Annotated in this window: 20 protein-coding genes and 1 tRNA gene; 7 read left to right on the top strand and 14 right to left on the bottom strand. The window is 41.6% G+C overall.

Translation table 11 applies throughout. The annotated features are described in order from the left end of the window. Window positions 1-3 precede the first annotated feature (3 nt). Window positions 4-849 (top strand): co-chaperone YbbN, encoded by an 846-nt coding sequence (locus X781_RS08565; RefSeq protein ID WP_025236469.1) that lies wholly within the window; start codon window positions 4-6, stop codon window positions 847-849. A 51-nt stretch (window positions 850-900) separates the two neighbouring features. Here the strand turns inward: X781_RS08565 and dhaM are convergent, their stop codons facing one another. From dhaM to dhaK, 3 genes are read right to left on the bottom strand one after another with little or no spacing between them, the layout of a single operon-like run. Further along, the gene (gene dhaM / locus X781_RS08560; RefSeq protein ID WP_025236468.1) at window positions 901-1,308 is read right to left on the bottom strand and encodes a dihydroxyacetone kinase phosphoryl donor subunit DhaM; all 408 of its coding nucleotides are present in this window, start codon (window positions 1,306-1,308) and stop codon (window positions 901-903) included. A gap of 9 nt (window positions 1,309-1,317) precedes the next feature. Then, window positions 1,318-1,944, bottom strand: coding sequence for a dihydroxyacetone kinase subunit DhaL (gene dhaL, locus X781_RS08555; protein WP_025236467.1), 627 nt, complete (start codon window positions 1,942-1,944; stop codon window positions 1,318-1,320). Between the two features lie 19 nt (window positions 1,945-1,963). Beyond that, complete coding sequence (gene dhaK, locus X781_RS08550; protein ID WP_025236466.1) at window positions 1,964-3,034, bottom strand: dihydroxyacetone kinase subunit DhaK; 1,071 nt, start codon at window positions 3,032-3,034, stop codon at window positions 1,964-1,966. A gap of 167 nt (window positions 3,035-3,201) precedes the next feature. On the opposite strand from dhaK, the gene trxB reads away from it, so the two are divergent. From trxB to X781_RS08535, 3 genes are all read left to right on the top strand, one after another. After that, complete coding sequence (trxB, locus tag X781_RS08545; protein WP_025236465.1) at window positions 3,202-4,155, top strand: thioredoxin-disulfide reductase; 954 nt, start codon at window positions 3,202-3,204, stop codon at window positions 4,153-4,155. A 9-nt stretch (window positions 4,156-4,164) separates the two neighbouring features. Then, entirely contained in the window at window positions 4,165-4,920 is a 756-nt protein-coding gene (gene kdsB / locus X781_RS08540) for a 3-deoxy-manno-octulosonate cytidylyltransferase (RefSeq protein WP_025236464.1), read from the top strand. A 78-nt stretch (window positions 4,921-4,998) separates the two neighbouring features. Next, a complete protein-coding gene (locus X781_RS08535) occupies window positions 4,999-5,418 on the top strand; it encodes a YidB family protein (protein WP_025236463.1) in 420 nt (139 codons plus the stop codon). Between the two features lie 31 nt (window positions 5,419-5,449). Here the strand turns inward: X781_RS08535 and X781_RS08530 are convergent, their stop codons facing one another. The 5 genes from X781_RS08530 to clpP form a co-directional block, all read right to left on the bottom strand. After that, window positions 5,450-5,611 (bottom strand): Trm112 family protein, encoded by a 162-nt coding sequence (locus X781_RS08530; protein WP_025236462.1) that lies wholly within the window; start codon window positions 5,609-5,611, stop codon window positions 5,450-5,452. A 1-nt stretch (window position 5,612) separates the two neighbouring features. Continuing rightward, window positions 5,613-6,599, bottom strand: a complete 987-nt coding sequence (lpxK, locus tag X781_RS08525) for a tetraacyldisaccharide 4'-kinase (protein ID WP_025236461.1) — start codon at window positions 6,597-6,599, stop codon at window positions 5,613-5,615. A gap of 6 nt (window positions 6,600-6,605) precedes the next feature. Beyond that, entirely contained in the window at window positions 6,606-7,586 is a 981-nt protein-coding gene (locus X781_RS08520) for a Fic family protein (protein ID WP_025236460.1), read from the bottom strand. 77 nt (window positions 7,587-7,663) lie between these two features. Then, window positions 7,664-8,911 carry an ATP-dependent protease ATP-binding subunit ClpX gene (gene clpX, locus X781_RS08515; protein ID WP_025236459.1) on the bottom strand — a complete coding sequence of 416 codons (1,248 nt, stop codon included), beginning with the start codon at window positions 8,909-8,911 and terminating at the stop codon, window positions 7,664-7,666. After that, entirely contained in the window at window positions 8,911-9,504 is a 594-nt protein-coding gene (gene clpP, locus X781_RS08510; RefSeq protein WP_025236458.1) for an ATP-dependent Clp endopeptidase proteolytic subunit ClpP, read from the bottom strand. The genes clpX and clpP overlap by 1 nt, the downstream gene beginning before the upstream one ends. Before the next feature lie 114 nt (window positions 9,505-9,618). On the opposite strand from clpP, the gene X781_RS08505 reads away from it, so the two are divergent. Beyond that, window positions 9,619-9,996, top strand: coding sequence for a SufE family protein (locus X781_RS08505; RefSeq protein WP_025236457.1), 378 nt, complete (start codon window positions 9,619-9,621; stop codon window positions 9,994-9,996). A gap of 43 nt (window positions 9,997-10,039) precedes the next feature. Here X781_RS08505 and X781_RS08500 read toward each other — a convergent pair. From X781_RS08500 to X781_RS08475, 6 genes are all read right to left on the bottom strand, one after another. Further along, a tRNA-Asp gene (locus X781_RS08500) sits at window positions 10,040-10,116 on the bottom strand. Window positions 10,117-10,223: 107 nt separating this feature from the next. Continuing rightward, on the bottom strand, window positions 10,224-10,979 hold the full coding sequence (locus X781_RS08495; protein ID WP_025236456.1) for a class I SAM-dependent DNA methyltransferase: 756 nt from the start codon (window positions 10,977-10,979) through the stop codon (window positions 10,224-10,226). A 63-nt stretch (window positions 10,980-11,042) separates the two neighbouring features. Then, window positions 11,043-12,041: an anthranilate phosphoribosyltransferase gene (gene trpD / locus X781_RS08490; protein WP_025236455.1), complete on the bottom strand. Its 999-nt coding sequence runs from the start codon at window positions 12,039-12,041 to the stop codon at window positions 11,043-11,045. 38 nt (window positions 12,042-12,079) lie between these two features. Continuing rightward, window positions 12,080-12,466, bottom strand: a complete 387-nt coding sequence (locus X781_RS08485) for a tautomerase family protein (RefSeq protein ID WP_025236454.1) — start codon at window positions 12,464-12,466, stop codon at window positions 12,080-12,082. Next, window positions 12,459-13,049: an aminodeoxychorismate/anthranilate synthase component II gene (locus X781_RS08480; RefSeq protein WP_025236453.1), complete on the bottom strand. Its 591-nt coding sequence runs from the start codon at window positions 13,047-13,049 to the stop codon at window positions 12,459-12,461. Before X781_RS08480 ends, X781_RS08485 begins: the two co-directional genes overlap by 8 nt. Before the next feature lie 9 nt (window positions 13,050-13,058). Then, window positions 13,059-14,621 carry an anthranilate synthase component 1 gene (locus X781_RS08475; protein WP_025236452.1) on the bottom strand — a complete coding sequence of 521 codons (1,563 nt, stop codon included), beginning with the start codon at window positions 14,619-14,621 and terminating at the stop codon, window positions 13,059-13,061. A 145-nt stretch (window positions 14,622-14,766) separates the two neighbouring features. On the opposite strand from X781_RS08475, the gene X781_RS08470 reads away from it, so the two are divergent. After that, a complete protein-coding gene (locus tag X781_RS08470) occupies window positions 14,767-15,387 on the top strand; it encodes an L-threonylcarbamoyladenylate synthase (RefSeq protein WP_025236451.1) in 621 nt (206 codons plus the stop codon). A 71-nt stretch (window positions 15,388-15,458) separates the two neighbouring features. Continuing rightward, the gene (rluB, locus tag X781_RS08465) at window positions 15,459-16,538 is read left to right on the top strand and encodes a 23S rRNA pseudouridine(2605) synthase RluB (RefSeq protein WP_081732115.1); all 1,080 of its coding nucleotides are present in this window, start codon (window positions 15,459-15,461) and stop codon (window positions 16,536-16,538) included. The last annotated feature ends 119 nt before the right edge of the window (window positions 16,539-16,657 follow it).

Below are 16,657 nucleotides of genomic sequence, written 5' to 3'. Positions count from 1 at the left end.
TTTATGGACTATTTGGTAAATGTAAACGAACAAAATTTTAGTGAAGTGTGGAGTGCCGCTGGGCAAATGCCTACAGTGTTCCATTTTATTTCTCCCCGTGAGGTTGCCTCGCTAGAAATGGATGCCTTACTCCGCCGTATTGCGGATGAAAATCCACAGCAATTTTTGTTGGCAACGATTAACTGCGATGAACAGCAGACATTAGCCGCACAGTTTCGCATTCAACAAATTCCAACGCTTTATCTCTTCTCGAACGGTCAGCCTATTGATGCTATTCAAGGTGCGGTAAGTGAGCAAGAGTTGCGAATTCGGCTTGCTAACATTCTGCCGAAAGAGGAAGATCTTAAATTTCACCAAGCCTTAGAGCTTCTACAAGATCAACGTTACGATGAAGCATTGCCTCTATTAAAAGCTGCTTGGGAAATGACGGACAAGAAAAACAGCGATTTTGCTTTGCTCTATGCTGAAACTTATATCGCAATGAGAAATGTTGAGCCGGCTCGTGAAATCTTAAAAGCTATTCCAATTCAAGACAGAGACAGCCGCTGGCACGGTTTGCAGGCTCAAATCGAGTTATTAGAGCAGGCGAGTGAATCCCCCGAGTTGCAACAGTTGCAAGCCGATTATGCTCAAAGCAAAACACCTGAAATTGCGATTAAACTGGCTAATCAATTACACCAAGCTCACAAAAATGAAGAAGCTTTAACGCTCTTATTTGATTGGTTGAAGTCAGATTTGAATGTATCAAACGGCGAGCTGAAAAACCAATTTTTAGCCATATTATCAGCACTTGGAACAGATCCTATTGTGCCTAAATTCAGAAGGCAGCTTTATTCTCTGTTATATTAATGAAATGAAAATGCCGTAATTGATTACGGCATTTTTGTTTGTGAATTTAGATTATTCAGCCTGCTCTTGTTTAAGTTGAGCAGCTTCATTGGCTTCTTTTAAAATTAACTCTAAGCTATCACCGGCTGATGCTGCTACCACCGCAGCAAAAGCTCCCTCCACTAAAGGTGCGTAGCTGATAACCACTTTTTCGGCAATTTCCGGTTCGAGTAAATCAATGGCGGTTTGGGTACTTAATACTGCACTGCCTAAATCGACAAAAACAATCACACCATCAGGTGTAAAGACCGATTCAATCGCCTGCATAATTTTAACGGCGTCAGTGCCGATCGGATTCTCCGCATCGTCAATTCCCCCTGCAACAGCAATCTGACAACCACCTTGAGTCATTTGCAAAAGAATTTCTGCAACCCCTTCAGCCAGTTTTGCGCTATGGGAAACAATTACTAAATTAACCATTGTAGCTCCTTATTGCACTGCATCTGCTAAGGCTTTAAAAATGTAATAACTCGATGTTGCTCCCGGATCTTGATGCCCTGCACTTCGTTCTCCCAGATAGCTGGCTCGTCCTTTTTTAGCAATAAGTGGAATCGTTTGATTTGCAAAATGTTCTGCTTTTTCGACCGCTTGTAACAAAATTGAGCCAATTGATTGAGAGGTATCTGCTTTTTTTAGCTCTTCCAGCAAAGGCAACCACAGATCGCACATTGTTTTGTCGCCAATTTCTGCTTTCCCTCGTTGCACAATGCCTTCAACCCCTTGCTCTAAACAGAGTAGCAGATCTGAAAAGCTGAGAGCTTCTTTTGCATTTGTGCTTTGAGCAGCTTTAATGAAAAATGTACCGTAAAGTGGACCGCTTGCACCGCCAACTTGTGAAAGTAAGGTCATTCCGACCGTCTTTAAAATTGTGCCGATGTCTTTGTCTTCCACCGTTTTAGCTTTTTCAATTGCTTTGCTAAAGCCACGCTGCATATTCAAGCCGTGATCTCCATCACCGATAACGGTATCCAACTCGGTCAAATAATCACGCTTTTCGTCCATTACTTGTTGGCATAATTCAAGCCATTTTAAAATTTGTTGTTTTGATATTTTCATACTTTTTCCTTCAATGTGATTATTCGCCCCAGCGTAATGCAGGTGTATTAACCGGTGCATCCCATAATTGTAGAATATCATCATCGGCTTTGAGTAAGGTGATTGACATTCCTTGCATATCCAGTGAGGTACAATAAGAACCGACAAGGCTACGTTCAATAGTTAAACCAAAAGCATGGCTCTCTTTTTCAAGGGCATCATAAACTGCGTAAAGTTCTGAAAGCGGCACCGAGCCAAGATTATTCACAAGAGCGATAACACAATCGCCTTTTTGTAAGGCTTGCTTACTTTCTTCCACTTCATTCCATTGCTGATTTTGATTATCCCAGTGGCGAATTGTGCGAGTGTAATCGCCGTGAGCAATTAAAGTTTCAAACATCTGTTTGACAGTCTTATCTAAATTCTCAAACGGACGGCGTTCAATGCCCGGTTCGCCGTGAATACCCACACCAAACTCCATTTCATTTTCTGCTAAGGTAAACGATGGCTTACCTGCGGCAGGAACGGTACAAGCCCCAAGTGCAATGCCGATTGAATGCCCATTATTATTGAGTTTGTTACCGAGCTCAGCCAGTTCGGTTAAGGAATAGCCTTTATCTGCGGCTGCACCAAGTAATTTTTCAATCAACACGGTATTGGCAACACCGCGGCGACCGGCGGTATAGAGGCTGTCTTTTACAGCCACGTCATCATCAACCAATACGGTCGCCACTTGAACACCACTGTCTGCCAATAATTCAGTTGCCGTTTCAAAGTTTAGTACATCACCGGTGTAGTTTTTGATGATTAACAAAACGCCTTCGCCACGATCTAGTGCTAAACCACATTCAAACATTTGGTCCGGTGTTGGCGAGGTGAAAATTGCTCCCGGGCAAGCCCCATCAAGCATTCCTTTTCCAATAAAACCGGCGTGCATTGGCTCGTGTCCGCTTCCACCGCCTGAAATTAAAGCGACTTTCGGTTGATTACTTGGTGGTGTGCGATAAATATAGACAGGTTCTTTATTTAATATTAAGTCAGAATGTGCTTTTACGAAACCGGAGAGTTGTTCATCTAACACGGTTTCAATTGAATTAATAAGCTTTTTCATAAGTTTTCTCCTTTTAGAAGTGAGTGAAGTTGTTCTAATCTACAGGAAAAATGCTGATATTTCTGTTAAGTTTGTCACAAAATCAAAAAAATGTGAGCGAAAGCGAAAATGGAGTTAAATGTGAATTTAAGATAAAATAGATGCTAATTTCATTCAGAGGATTGATTATGACAACTAAACACGCAAAACTTTTAATTTTAGGCTCAGGTCCTGCTGGCTATACCGCTGCGGTGTATGCCGCTCGTGCTAACTTAAACCCTGTATTAGTTACGGGGATGCAACAAGGTGGGCAATTAACCACTACTGATGAAATCGAAAACTGGCCGGGTGAATTTGAGCATACTACCGGCACGGAATTAATGAATAAAATGCTCAAGCACGCCGAAAAATTTGAAACTGAAATTGTGTTTGACCATATCCACAGTGTAGATCTTTCTAAACGCCCATTTACCTTAAAAGGTGATTTAAACACTTTTACTTGTGATGCATTAATTATTGCTACAGGGGCATCGGCAAAATATTTAGGCTTGCCGTCTGAGGAAAAATTCAAAGGCAGAGGTGTTTCCGCTTGTGCAACTTGTGATGGTTTTTTCTATCGCAATAAACCTGTTGCGGTAGTTGGCGGCGGCAATACCGCGGTTGAAGAAGCATTATATTTAGCGAATTTAGTGAGCGAAGTGCATTTGGTTCACCGCCGTGATAGCTTCCGTGCCGAGAAAATTTTATTAGGTCGCCTACAAAAACGTATTGAAGAAGGCAAAATCATTCTGCACACCGACCGCACAGTCGAAGAAGTGTTGGGCGATAATATGGGCGTAACCGGTTTACGTTTAAAATCAACTAAAGAAGAACTAACCGAAGAAATTAAAGTTGATGGATTCTTCGTAGCAATTGGGCACGCACCGAATACCGGCATTTTTGAAGGGCAGTTAGAGCTTGAAAACGGCTATATCAAAGTGAAATCAGGCTTAGAAGGCAACGCAACAGCGACTTCGGTTGAAGGCGTATTTGCTGCCGGTGATGTAATGGATCACAACTACCGCCAAGCCATTACTTCAGCCGGAACAGGCTGTATGGCAGCCCTTGATGCGGAACGTTTTTTAGATGCTCAAGAAGCATAAGGAACTGTGATGAATTTTACCGTGATTATTCCGGCACGTTATGCCTCTAGCCGCTTGCCTCGCAAGCCGTTGTTGGATATTGCCGGCAAACCGATGATCCAACACGTTTGGGAAAAAGCCCAACTTTCTGGGGCAACTCGAGTAATTATTGCCACCGATCACCCCGAAATTGAAGCCACTGCTAAAGCCTTTGGGGCGGAAGTGTGTATGACGTCAGACAAGCACAATTCAGGCACTGAGCGTTTGGCAGAAGTGATCGACAAAATGGCAATTGCCGATGATGAAATTATCGTCAATATTCAAGGCGATGAGCCGCTAGTTCCACCTGTGATTGTCGCTCAGGTTGCTCGCAATTTAGATAGTTTCCAAGTGAATATGGCAACACTTGGTGTGAAGTTAGAAACTCGTGAGGAGTTATTCAATCCAAACGCAGTGAAAGTAGTAGCGGATAAAAACGGTATGGCGTTATATTTCTCGCGTGCCTCAATTCCGTTTGCCAGAGATAGCTTTCCGGATTGCGATGATAGTTTTATTGTTTCACAAGGCTACTTACGCCATATCGGCATTTACGCTTACCGTGCCGGTTTTGTGAAACAGTATGTGGCTTGGCAGCCAACGGCATTGGAACAATTAGAATCCTTAGAGCAGTTGCGTGCTTTATGGTATGGCGAAAAAATTCATATCGAACTGGCAAAAGAAGCCCCACAAGTTGGGGTGGACACGCCGGAAGATTTGGAAAGAGTGCGAGCGATTTTAGCTCGTTAATCAGTATTGCAAGCGGTTAAATTTCACCGATTTTTTGCAAAATTATGAGAAAAAACGACCGCTTGTCTAGGAGAAATTATGTTAGGTAATATTTTAGGTTCATTGGCATCGTCTGTTTTGGGCGGCAACAACCAATCAACCGCAATTCAATTAATTCAAAACTTACTGCAATCACAAGGTGGTGTGGAAGGTTTAATCGCTAAATTCCAAGAAGGCGGCTTAGACGATTTATTACGCACTTGGGTTAGCAGCGATGAAGATAATGCTCCGGTATCAAGCGAGCAAATCAGTAATGTTTTTGGTCAAGAAAATATTCAAAATGCAGCTCAAGACGCCGGTGTGGATGCGACAGATGCGAGTGATTTATTAGCTCAGCTACTCCCTAAAATCGTGGATACTTTGACCCCAAACGGCAATGTAGATGATTTAAAAAATCTGGGGGCTGATGACTTATTAGCCCAAGCGGCTAAAGGAATTTTGGGTAACTTATTCAAATAAAACAAAGGGCTGATTTAAATCAGCCCTATCTTTATAAAGCTTTCCCTGCTTCGGGTAACAATTCAGGAATGCCGTTTTTAATCGGGTAGGTAATGTTAAGTTTACGATTGATTAAACGGTCGTTTTCTTTGTCCCACTCCAATTTTTCATTGGAAATCGGGCAGACCAGATTATTCAGTAATTTTTCATTCATCTTAGGTTGTTCCTTTTTTGATTTTATTCATCACTTGTTCGATTAAACAAGCGGTCGATTTTTCGGAGAATTTTGCAGAAACCGGCACATACCACCAATTTTCTTCCGCAAAGGCTTTGCATTTTACCGCATCTTTTTCCGTCATCAATAATGGAGTTTGGCTGTCAGCTAATGCTTTCAGTTGATTGGCATCAAAATCTTGATGATCGGCAAAGCCTTGCGTTTTGGCAAGCGGAATGCCTAATTTCCCCAACATCGTGAAAAAACGAGGCGGGTGCCCGATTCCTGCAATGGCGACACAATGTTGGCTAAATTCACTTAAAGGTCTATATTCATTAGTTAGAAGATTAACCGCTGAACTTGGCTCTAGGCTCATTAAATGTTCATTTGACTTGGCAATTCCGCCGTTGCAAATGATGGCATCTACCGAATTTAAACGGCTTGGCAGCTCACGCAATCCACCGGCAGGTAAGACAAAACCGTTGCCGAAACGTCTTTTACCATCAACGACCACCCATTCCAAATCTCGCTGTAGTGCGTAGTGCTGCAATCCATCATCGGTGATGATTAAATCTAACTCAAATTGGCTAAGTAATAATTCAATACTTTGCTGACGGTTAGGGGAAACCGCCAATGGTACATTAGTGCGTTGCACAATCAACACTGGCTCATCGCCCACCATTTCAGCAGAACTCTGCTGTGTAACAAGCTGTGGAAATACTTTATTTTTCCCACCATAACCGCGAGAAATCACGCCCACTTTTACTCCGCGTTGTTGTAATTGTTCCACCAACCAAACCACCACGGGAGTTTTGCCATTACCGCCAACAGAAATATTGCCCGCAACCAACACCGGCACAGGTGAGCGATACGATTGCAAAATATTCCAAGAATATAACCGCTTGCGAACGTTGCTAATCAACCAAAACAGCAATGAGAACGGTGCGAGCAGCCAAGTAATAAGGGATTTTGTTTGCCAGATTTTCATTTGATATTACTCAATATAATAAATTCTATTTTTATTTTCACCTTGTGCTGTCAGTAAACCGAGTTTCACAAATTTTGCTAGGTATCGTCTTGCTGTGGCTGGACTTAATTCTAGTAACTGTACGGCTTTTTGGTTGGTAATCATCGCATTTTCAGATAAATAGCTTTTTATTCTTTGGAAGATCAATTGCTCTTTATCGCTTATTTTATCGCTTATTTTATCGCTCATTTTATCGCTCATTTTATTTATTGAATAAGCATTTAATGTCGTAAGGATTGCCTCAAGCATAAACTCAATAAAATCGGTAGAATCGTTTTTTATATTGCTACTATTAAGTGCTTGGTAGTAACGCTGTTGATGCTGATATACGATAGTTTCAATAGGAAGCCATTCAAAAAGTGAATCCCACTGACTTAAAATTAAACTTTGCCATAAACGCCCGATTCTGCCATTTCCATCTGCAAAAGGGTGGATTATTTCCAACTCAAAATGAACAATACAGCTTTTGATTAATGTATGGACTTCACTCTTTTCTGCCCATTTAAGTAAGTTTTGAACTAATTTAGGGACAAAATCAGCTTTAGCACCAATGTGGACAATATTTTCTCCACTATAGACAGCAACTTCTCTGTTTCTAAATTTCCCTGACTCTTTAATCAGATCTTGAGTGAGTAGTTTGTGAGCAAGTAGTAAATCTTTGGATTTATATGGATTTAGCGTAAAAGCAAGATCGTATGCTTGGTAAGCATTCTCGACCTCTCTAATATCTTTAGGATGAGCAAGAATACGTTTACCGTTTAAAATACCTGTAACTTGCTCTAGAGTCAAAGGGTTGCTTTCAATCGCCAATGAGGATTGGATTGAACGAATACGTTGCTCTTTCCGTAAATGCAGATCCCGTTTTTCTAATGATAGCCGACCAACAAGGGAAGAAATATCCACAATATAATTAACTATTTTATGGTTAATGGTAAATTTTGGTTCCATTACATTCTTCCCTTATTGTAAATAGTTTGAAATTTTTTGTTTAAAAATCCTCTAAACTTTCAAATATTTCGTAACTATTATTCCACCTTCGGCTTATCGCCGTTTTCCACACAACCTTTGCCGATAGTTACCTTTTTCGCATTTAAGGTTGGGAGATCGTACATTGTATCAAGCAACAAGTTTTCTACGATTGAACGTAAACCGCGAGCCCCTGTTTTACGGGCAATGGCTTTGCCTGCAATGGCGATTAATGCTTCTTTGGTGAAGTGTAATTCTACGCCTTCCATTTCGAATAAGGCTTGGTATTGCTTGATAATTGCATTTTTAGGCTCGGTTAAGATCTGAATCAAGGCTTCTTCATCTAACTCTTGTAGTGGCGTAACTACAGGTAAACGACCGATTAACTCAGGAATTAAGCCGAATTTAACCAAATCTTCAGGCTCAACTTGTTTGAATAATTCTGTTAAATCTTGGCGATCTTTATCTTTTCTCAATGCCGCACCAAAGCCAATACCGCCCTGCGTATTTGTGCGAGATTCTACAATTTTATCTAAACCTGCAAACGCCCCACCACAAATAAATAGGATTTTGGAAGTATCCACCGGAATAGTTTCGCCTTTCGGGTGCTTACGACCACCTTGCGGATTGATATTAGCTACCGTGCCTTCAAGCAGTTTTAATAAGGCTTGTTGCACGCCTTCACCCGAAACATCTCGGGTAATTGAAGCACTTTCCGATTTGCGGGTGATTTTGTCGATTTCATCAATAAAGACGATGCCACGTTCCGCTTGTTCTGCTTCAAAATCGCATTTCATCAATAATTTTTGAATAACGTTTTCCACGTCTTCACCCACATAGCCAGCTTGGGTAAGGGTTGTTGCATCGGCAACCGCAAACGGCACATTTAAACGGCGAGCAAGCGTTTCTGCCAGTAAAGTTTTACCGCTCCCTGTTGGTCCGATTAATAAGATATTACTTTTACCTAATTCCACACCATTTGTAGCATCAAAATTTGATAACGCACTTCTTAAACGTTTGTAGTGATTGTAAACTGCCACAGAAAGTACTTTTTTGGCGTGTTCTTGCCCGATGACATAATCATCTAAGTGTTGATGTAACTCGTGCGGCGTTGGGACATTTGTGAAGAAACTCGCTTCATCTTCTTGGCTTTCATCAATTAGCGGCTCTTCTTCGCCGTGTAGCAGAGCGTAAGATTCTTCAATACATTCGTTACAAATATAGCCTTCAGTACCTTCTACTAACTGATCGACTTCGGTGCGTTTTTTACCGCAAAAACTGCAATGTGGTTCTTTTTCAAACGCCATTATGCCACCTCACTGCGAGAGGTTAAAACTTTGTCGATTAAGCCATATTCAGCTGCTTCTTTGGCAGACATAAAATTATCACGCTCGGTGTCCGCTGCTACTTTCTCAAAAGGCTGATCACTATGCTCTGCCATTCTGTGGGTAAGCATCTCTTTCAAACGTAAAATTTCTTCTGCTTGAATTTGAATATCGGTTGCTTGACCTCTCGCCCCACCCAAAGGTTGGTGGATCATAATTCGTGCGTGTGGAAGTGCAAAGCGTTTGCCTTTTGCTCCGGCGGAAAGTAAAAATGCCCCCATTGAAGCCGCTTGCCCGGTGCAAAGAGTTGCCACATCAGGTTTAATAAAATTCATTGTATCGTAAATTGCAAGCCCTGCCGTTACTACACCACCCGGCGAGTTAATGTATAAATAAATATCTTTTTCCGGATCTTCCGCTTCTAAAAAGAGCAGTTGTGCCACAATTAAATTTGCCATTTGGTCTTCAACTTGACCGTTTAAAAAAATAATACGCTCTTTTAATAAGCGTGAATAAATGTCGTAAGAACGTTCGCCTTTTGAGGTCTGTTCTACCACCATTGGAACTAATGCCATTATCATTTCCTCTATCGTAATACGAAAATCGCTCTATTCTAGCAAATTTTCAGAAAATCATTAACAACAAGCGGTCAGATTGTTAAAATCTTTTGCAAATTTATTGAGGATACTATGACATTAGCAGAGATTTACCAAAAATTTGAAAATTGCAAATCGTGGGAAGAAAGATACCGCTTGTTAATTCAATTTAGCCGTCAGTTACCAAAACCAACAGAAGAAGAGCTTGCCGAATTACCCGAAATTGAAGGTTGTGAAAGCCGATTATGGTTTCAGTTTCAGCTCTCGCCACGCAAGGTTGAAGCCTATAGCGATGCCCGTTTAATGCAGGGGATTTTATTTATTGTAGTAACGGCACTTACCGAAAAATCTGTAGAGGAACTTGAGAATTTTAATTTACGAGAAATGTTTGATGAGCTGAAAATTTCACCGAATTTAACCAGCACAAGGTTGAATGGCATAAGTCAGTTACAGAAGTTGATTATCGTTTGACAGAAACAAAAAAGCCTCTGATTTCTCAGAGGCTTAAATTTATTGGCGGAACGGACGGGACTCGAACCCGCGACCCCCTGCGTGACAGGCAGGTATTCTAACCAGCTGAACTACCGCTCCGTACTGGTAGTACAAATAATAGTGGGTTCACGAAAATTGAGCAATCAAATTTTAAAAAATAATGTTTAATTGATTGTAAAATAACCACATTGATAACTCGCTGTTTGCTATTTTTGTTTTTGTACTTTTACAAATAGCAATGGCGGACGATGTTGTAAATCTTTAAATTCATTATGCCATTCAGGCTGCTCAGTAAGCATCGGCTCTTCCACTTGCAGAATGTTAAATCCACTTTGAATAAGCTGATTTAAAATGGTCGCCATTGTGCGATGGTAGGTTTTAAACGATTGCTGAAACCAACTGCGATCCCGCTCGCCCTCATCTCGATAATAATTTAACCGATAAGCCACTTGTTGTTTTGCTTCGTTTTTTTCCCAACGGTATCCTTCTCTGTAGCACGTAACAATCGGGTGTTCTTGAGAGAAAATCAGCGTGCCACAAGCGGTCATTTTTGCCGAAATTTTTGCAAGGAGCGAGGCAAAATCCTCAATATAGTGAAAGGCAAAAGAACTGGTAACGACATCAAAATCGCTCTCTTGAATTTCATCTAAACGCTCCATCGGCAAGCAGTAGAGCGAGAAATCTTTTCCTTTTTGGTATTGTGCGGAAAGCTCGGTTTCGGCTTGCTGTAGCATTAATTCGGATAAATCTAATCCAACCACTTTTTCTGCCCCTAAACTTAAATAATGGGCGAGATGAACCCCAGTTCCACAACCTAAATCCAACACTTTTTTGCCTTTTAAATCAGGCAGTAGCGAGAACATTGTCGGCTTTTCTACGACCTCATTCATACTAATCGGGTTTTGTCGAAGTTGTTGGTAGCGTTCAAAGAAAATCGGGGTGTCGTAAATGCTTTTTTTCACTTTAGTTAGGGCTGTTAGTCGATCGTTAATAGAGGCTGGTTAAAACTCGCCTCTACGATATAGTTATTGATATGTGGCTAATTTTCTCAAAGTTTCAAATGCTTTTCCACTGGCAAGGGTGTTTTTAACCTCTGCGACATTTGCTTTAAGATCAGCTTTTCCAAACAGTTTCATCAACAATGCTACATTTACCGCCACCGCATCAATATGAGCGGCTTCGCCTTTACCTTGTAAGATAGCGGTGATTTTTTCTGCATTTTCTGCAGGCTCTCCGCCTTTGAGATCTTCAAGAGAATGGCGTGAAATGCCGAAATCTTCAGGGGTGAGAGTGTAATAGTCAATCTGTCCGTTTTGAATTTCTGCCACTAAGGTTTCGCCGTGAATGGCAACTTCATCTAAGCCTGCTCCGTGAACGACAATCGTATGCTCATAGCCTAACGTTTTGACAGTTTCGGCATAAACTTTTACGAGTTCTGGCGAATAAACCCCAAGTAACTGGCGTTTGGCGTGTGCCGGATTGATAAGTGGTCCTAAAATATTAAAGAGGGTTCGGGTTTTTAATGCTTGGCGAACCGGTGCAGCATATTTAAAACCGCTGTGGTACATTGGGGCAAATAAAAAGCAGATACCGGCTTCATCTAAGGCTAGGCGTGCGGTTTGTGGTGTTACGTCAACATTAATGCCTAAATGGGTAAGAACATCGCTTGAGCCTGTTTTGCTGGATACGCTGCGGTTGCCGTGTTTGGCAATTTTATAGCCCATTGTCGCTGCAACCAACGCTGAGGTGGTGGAAATATTGATGGTGTTATGTCCATCGCCGCCTGTGCCGACAATATCGGCAAAAGGGTAATCCGGGGTAGGGAACGGATTAGCATTTTCTAACGCTGCTGTGGCGGCTCCGGCAATTTCTTCTACCGTTTCGCCTCGTAGTTTTAACGCAATCAAGGCAGCGGCTAATTGTTCGTTGGAAAGGTTGCCTTTCACCACTTCGCTAAACAAAGCGTGAGATTCCGCTTGGGTTAAGGCTTGGTTAGCGAATAATTTATCAAGTAATTTTTGCATAAAATTTTCCTTATTTGACCGCTTGATGTATCAACCGATTAGCGGTGTACCTGATATTCCAAATCGGTTGCTTCATTGCCGGTCATTCCTCGAAAGCCCCAGCAGTGTTCGGGCTGTTCTTTAATAGTAATTTCCACATCTATCGGCATAATCCCGACTTTTGATTGCAATGAGCTAAATAAGCCTTTAATCAGCCGTTTTTTGATTTGTTCGCTCCGTCCAAGCATCAGGTTAATTTCAATAACGATGAAATTTTCGCTACGATTAATTGGCGGATAAAAATTTTCTGCCTCTAACAGCTCAAAACGCAAGGCGTGGCGTTGTTTCGGCACGCCTAAGCTCATTTCCAAGCAGTCAAAAATGACTTCGGCAATTTGGGGTCGGCGGTCTGCCAATGTCTGCTTTAGACCATATACACTAATCATTTTTTGCCCCTAACAACCATTCTACCGACTGTTTGAGTAATTTTGTGCCTTCTACCGTTAAAATGGATTCAGGGTGGAATTGAAAGCCGCAAATTGGCAAAGTTTTGTGGCGAATTGCCATCACGATATGCTCGAATTTGGCGTTTACTTCAAATTCTTCTGGCAAATCATCGCCCATTAATGAATGGTAACGTGCCACAGGCATTGGGTTATTGATACCTTCAAACATCGCTTGATTATCGTGTTCAATGCGGGAAACTTTGCCGTGTAACACCGTGCCGGTATGCACCACTTTTCCACCAAAGGCTTCGATTAAGGCTTGATGACCCAAGCAGATTCCAATCATCGGTACTTTATCTTTTAATTGGCGGATAATTTCTAATAAATTGCCTGCTTCAGCCGGGTTGCCCGGACCGGGAGAAAGTGCGACCAAGCAGTCAGGCGTGTTTAAGGCTTTGTCTAAGAAATCCGCTAGGGGGTAATCATTACGGAAAATCGTAACTTGATGCCCTAATTCACGGAATTGATCGACTAAGTTGTAGGTAAAAGAGTCGAAGTTATCAATAAAAAGAATGTTTGCCATAGTTCGTCCTTATACTCTCGCCTTTGCATTTACTTGCCCTATCGCCTTTAACACTGCTCGTGCCTTGTGGCGGGTTTCATCGGCTTCTAATTGCGGATCGGAATCTAATACTTCACCGCAACCTGCTTGCACATAAGCAATGCCGTTTTGTACGAAGGCTGAGCGGATTACGATACAGGTGTCTAAATTGCCGTCTGAAGTTAAATAACCTACCGCACCGCCGTAGCTGTGGCGTTTTTGTTGCTCTACTTGGTAGATAAGTTGCATCGCCTTGATTTTCGGTGCACCGGTCAGTGTACCCATATTCATACAGGCTTGGTAAGCGTGAAGGGCATCTAAATCAAAGCGAAGTGTGCCGATCACACGGGAAACTAGGTGCATAATCTGCGAATAGCGGTCAATTTGCATTAAATCCACCACACGGCGAGTGCCTGATTCGCTCACTCTAGCCACATCATTTCGAGCCAAGTCCACCAACATTAAATGTTCGGCAAGCTCTTTTTGATCTAGGCGTAGTTCCAGCTCCAAACGGCTGTCTAGTTCAGGATCGATGTTGCCGCACTCGTCAAATCCACGAGGGCGAGAACCGGCAATCGGGTAAATTTCCAACTGGCGGTTACTCTCGGAATATTTCAACGCACTTTCCGGCGAAGCCCCAAATAGAGTGAAATTTTCTCCTTGCATATAGAACATATAAGGGCTTGGGTTGTTAATTTTTAACTGCTTATAGCTGGCAAGCGTGTTCGGGCAAGGCAAGCTGAAACGGCGAGAAGGCACAATTTGGAATACATCACCAATGTTAATATGGTGTTTGATTTTTCGGACAATCGCCTTAAAGTCTTCATCTTCAATATTAGCAGTTGCTTCATCTGTTGCAGCTTTAATTTCTAGTGAAAGCTCGGTTTCAGAAAGATTTGCAAGTTTTTGGGAAAATTCGACTGCTTGTTGTTGGAGGTGAGATTGCTCGCTTGGCTCAAAGCAAAACGTATTTAGTATTGCTTTTTCTGTTTGATGATCGATTGTAACGAGCTGCTCTGCTAAATAAAAACTGTAATCAGGACAGCTTAAACCATCATCTTGCAGGCTGATGTTTTCCATCGGAATAAAATTCGCCACTAAGTCGTAGCTAAATAAACCACCTAAATAGATTGGCGATGCTGAATTTGCAAACAGCCGGCTGACAGTGCGTAAACCATCAAAAACAGTAGTGGTTTTGAGTTTACTGTCTTCATCTAAATAGTTGCTGATGGTTGGGAATATGGCTTGCAAGCGGTCATTTTTGCTTAAAAATTTGCAAATTGGAGCTGGAGAAAGTTGGTTTAACACTTTTTCAATCAATGGCAATACAGCTTCGCCGTTTTTGGTTAAGGCGTGAAAAGTAACCTGTTGATCTTCACAAAAAATATGCACAGCGGATTTGGCAAACAATAAACTTTTTAAACTATTTTTGCTTTGAATTTCGGCAGAATCTAATAATAAAGTATGCGTACGTTCGCCACATAACGCATAGTAAATATGGGTTGTATCTGAAAAGTAAGGAAGCTCTGTTTGGGTAATAGTTAAATAAGACATTGCAAATTCCTATAGAAAATTTATTTTGTACTATTAAACTAGTACAAAATAAATAAGTCAAGCAATTATTGTAGATATTTATAGAGCTTCGGGCATATTGGTGTATAATTAGCCCAATTTTTATCAAGCGAAAGGCGTGAAGACGATGACTACGCAATTTTTTTATATTCACCCCGATAATCCACAGCAACGATTAATTAATCAAGCGGTAGAAATTATTAAAGATGGCGGTGTGATTGTTTATCCAACCGATTCAGGCTATGCTTTAGGTTGTGCGATGGGCGATAAGCACGCAATGGATAGAATTGTCGCAATTCGTAAATTGCCGGAAAATCATAATTTCACCTTAGTTTGTAGTGATCTATCTGAACTTTCTATTTATGCGTTAGTGAATAATCAAGCCTATCGCTTAATTAAAAATAACACGCCAAACCCTTATACTTTTATTCTGCCTGCAACCAAAGAGTTGCCTCGTAGATTGATGACAAAGCGTAAAACGGTGGGAATTCGTGTGCCGAATAATGCGATTGCGTTAGCTTTAATTGCGGCACTCGGTGAGCCAATTCTTTCTTGCTCGTTGATGTTGCCTGATACTGAAATGACGGAATCTGACCCTGATGAAATTCGTATGCAATTAGAGCATAGGGTCGATCTAATCATTCACGGCGGTTATTTAGGGCAACAACCGACAACTGTGATTGATTTAACCGAAGATGCTCCGGTCGTTATCCGAGAAGGTTCGGGCGATCCAACGCCGTTTAATTAAAATTACCCTATCTCCCATAAAGGGAGATCTACTAAAATTCAGACGCTTGTGAAAGCGACAAAAGGAACTTTATGACAACTTTTCAAAAGAAACCAAGCCATACTTTCCGCTCAGAGAGAAACGCGGATAATCGTCCATCTTTCAAAAAAGGCGAGCCGAAATTAAATGAGAAATCTGAACGCAAATTCGGTAAAACCTCAGAAAAACCACAACGTCCAACTTCTAAGCCATTAACGGTGAGAGTTGCAAAAAAAGTGGAAAAAACAACCGCTAGTGAGACGGTATCTCAAGAGAAAAAAGCCAAGGTAGTGGGCGAAAAGCTACAAAAAATCTTAGCTCGAGCAGGGCAGGGGTCTCGCCGAGAGTTGGAAGAGATTATTGCTAGCGGGCGTGTGAGTGTAGACGGAAAAATTGCTACTTTGGGCGACCGTGTGCAAGTGAGTTCTTCTACCAAAATCCGTATTGATGGGCATTTAGTGAATTTAATGCCTGCTCAAAAAGAGGTTTGCCGAGTGTTGATGTACTACAAACCGGAAGGGGAGTTATGTACACGTTCAGATCCTGAAGGACGAGCAACGGTGTTCGATCGCTTACCTCGTTTAACGGGGGCTCGTTGGATTGCAGTTGGGCGTTTAGATATTAACACTTCGGGATTATTACTCTTTACTACAGATGGCGAGCTTGCTAACCGTTTAATGCACCCAAGCCGTGAAGTGGAGCGTGAATATTCAGTGCGTGTGTTCGGCAATATTGACGATGCAATGTTGCAACGCTTACGCAAAGGTGTGCAGTTGGAAGACGGTCCGGCTAACTTTAAGCAAATTAAAGTAGTTGGCGGAACCGGCTTAAACCAATGGTTTGATGTAACTTTAACCGAAGGGCGTAACCGTGAAGTTCGCCGCTTGTGGGAATCACAAGGGGTGGAAGTGAGCCGTTTAATCCGTATTCGTTACGGTAACATTAAATTAGATAAAGGCTTACCGCGTGGCGGCTGGGAAGAGATGGGGCTTGAGCAGGTCAATTACTTGCGTGAATTGGTTGGGCTAGAGCCTGAAACTGAAACAAAAGTGGATGTAACTGCAAATCGTCGTCGAACCAATATTCGTCAAATTCGTAAGGCAGTTAAGCAACACCAGAAATATCGTGGTTAATCAATGAGAAATAGAGAGCTGATTATTTGTATAATCAGCTTTTTTGTTATTTTTAAGTTAATAAAATTTAGAGACAAACACAATAGCTTGATTTATGATTGCAGCTCTTATTTATATTA

Source organism: Mannheimia sp. USDA-ARS-USMARC-1261 (assembly GCF_000521605.1).
GTDB lineage: Bacteria > Pseudomonadota > Gammaproteobacteria > Enterobacterales > Pasteurellaceae > Mannheimia > Mannheimia indoligenes.
This window is presented reverse-complemented; position numbering and strand designations above follow the sequence as displayed.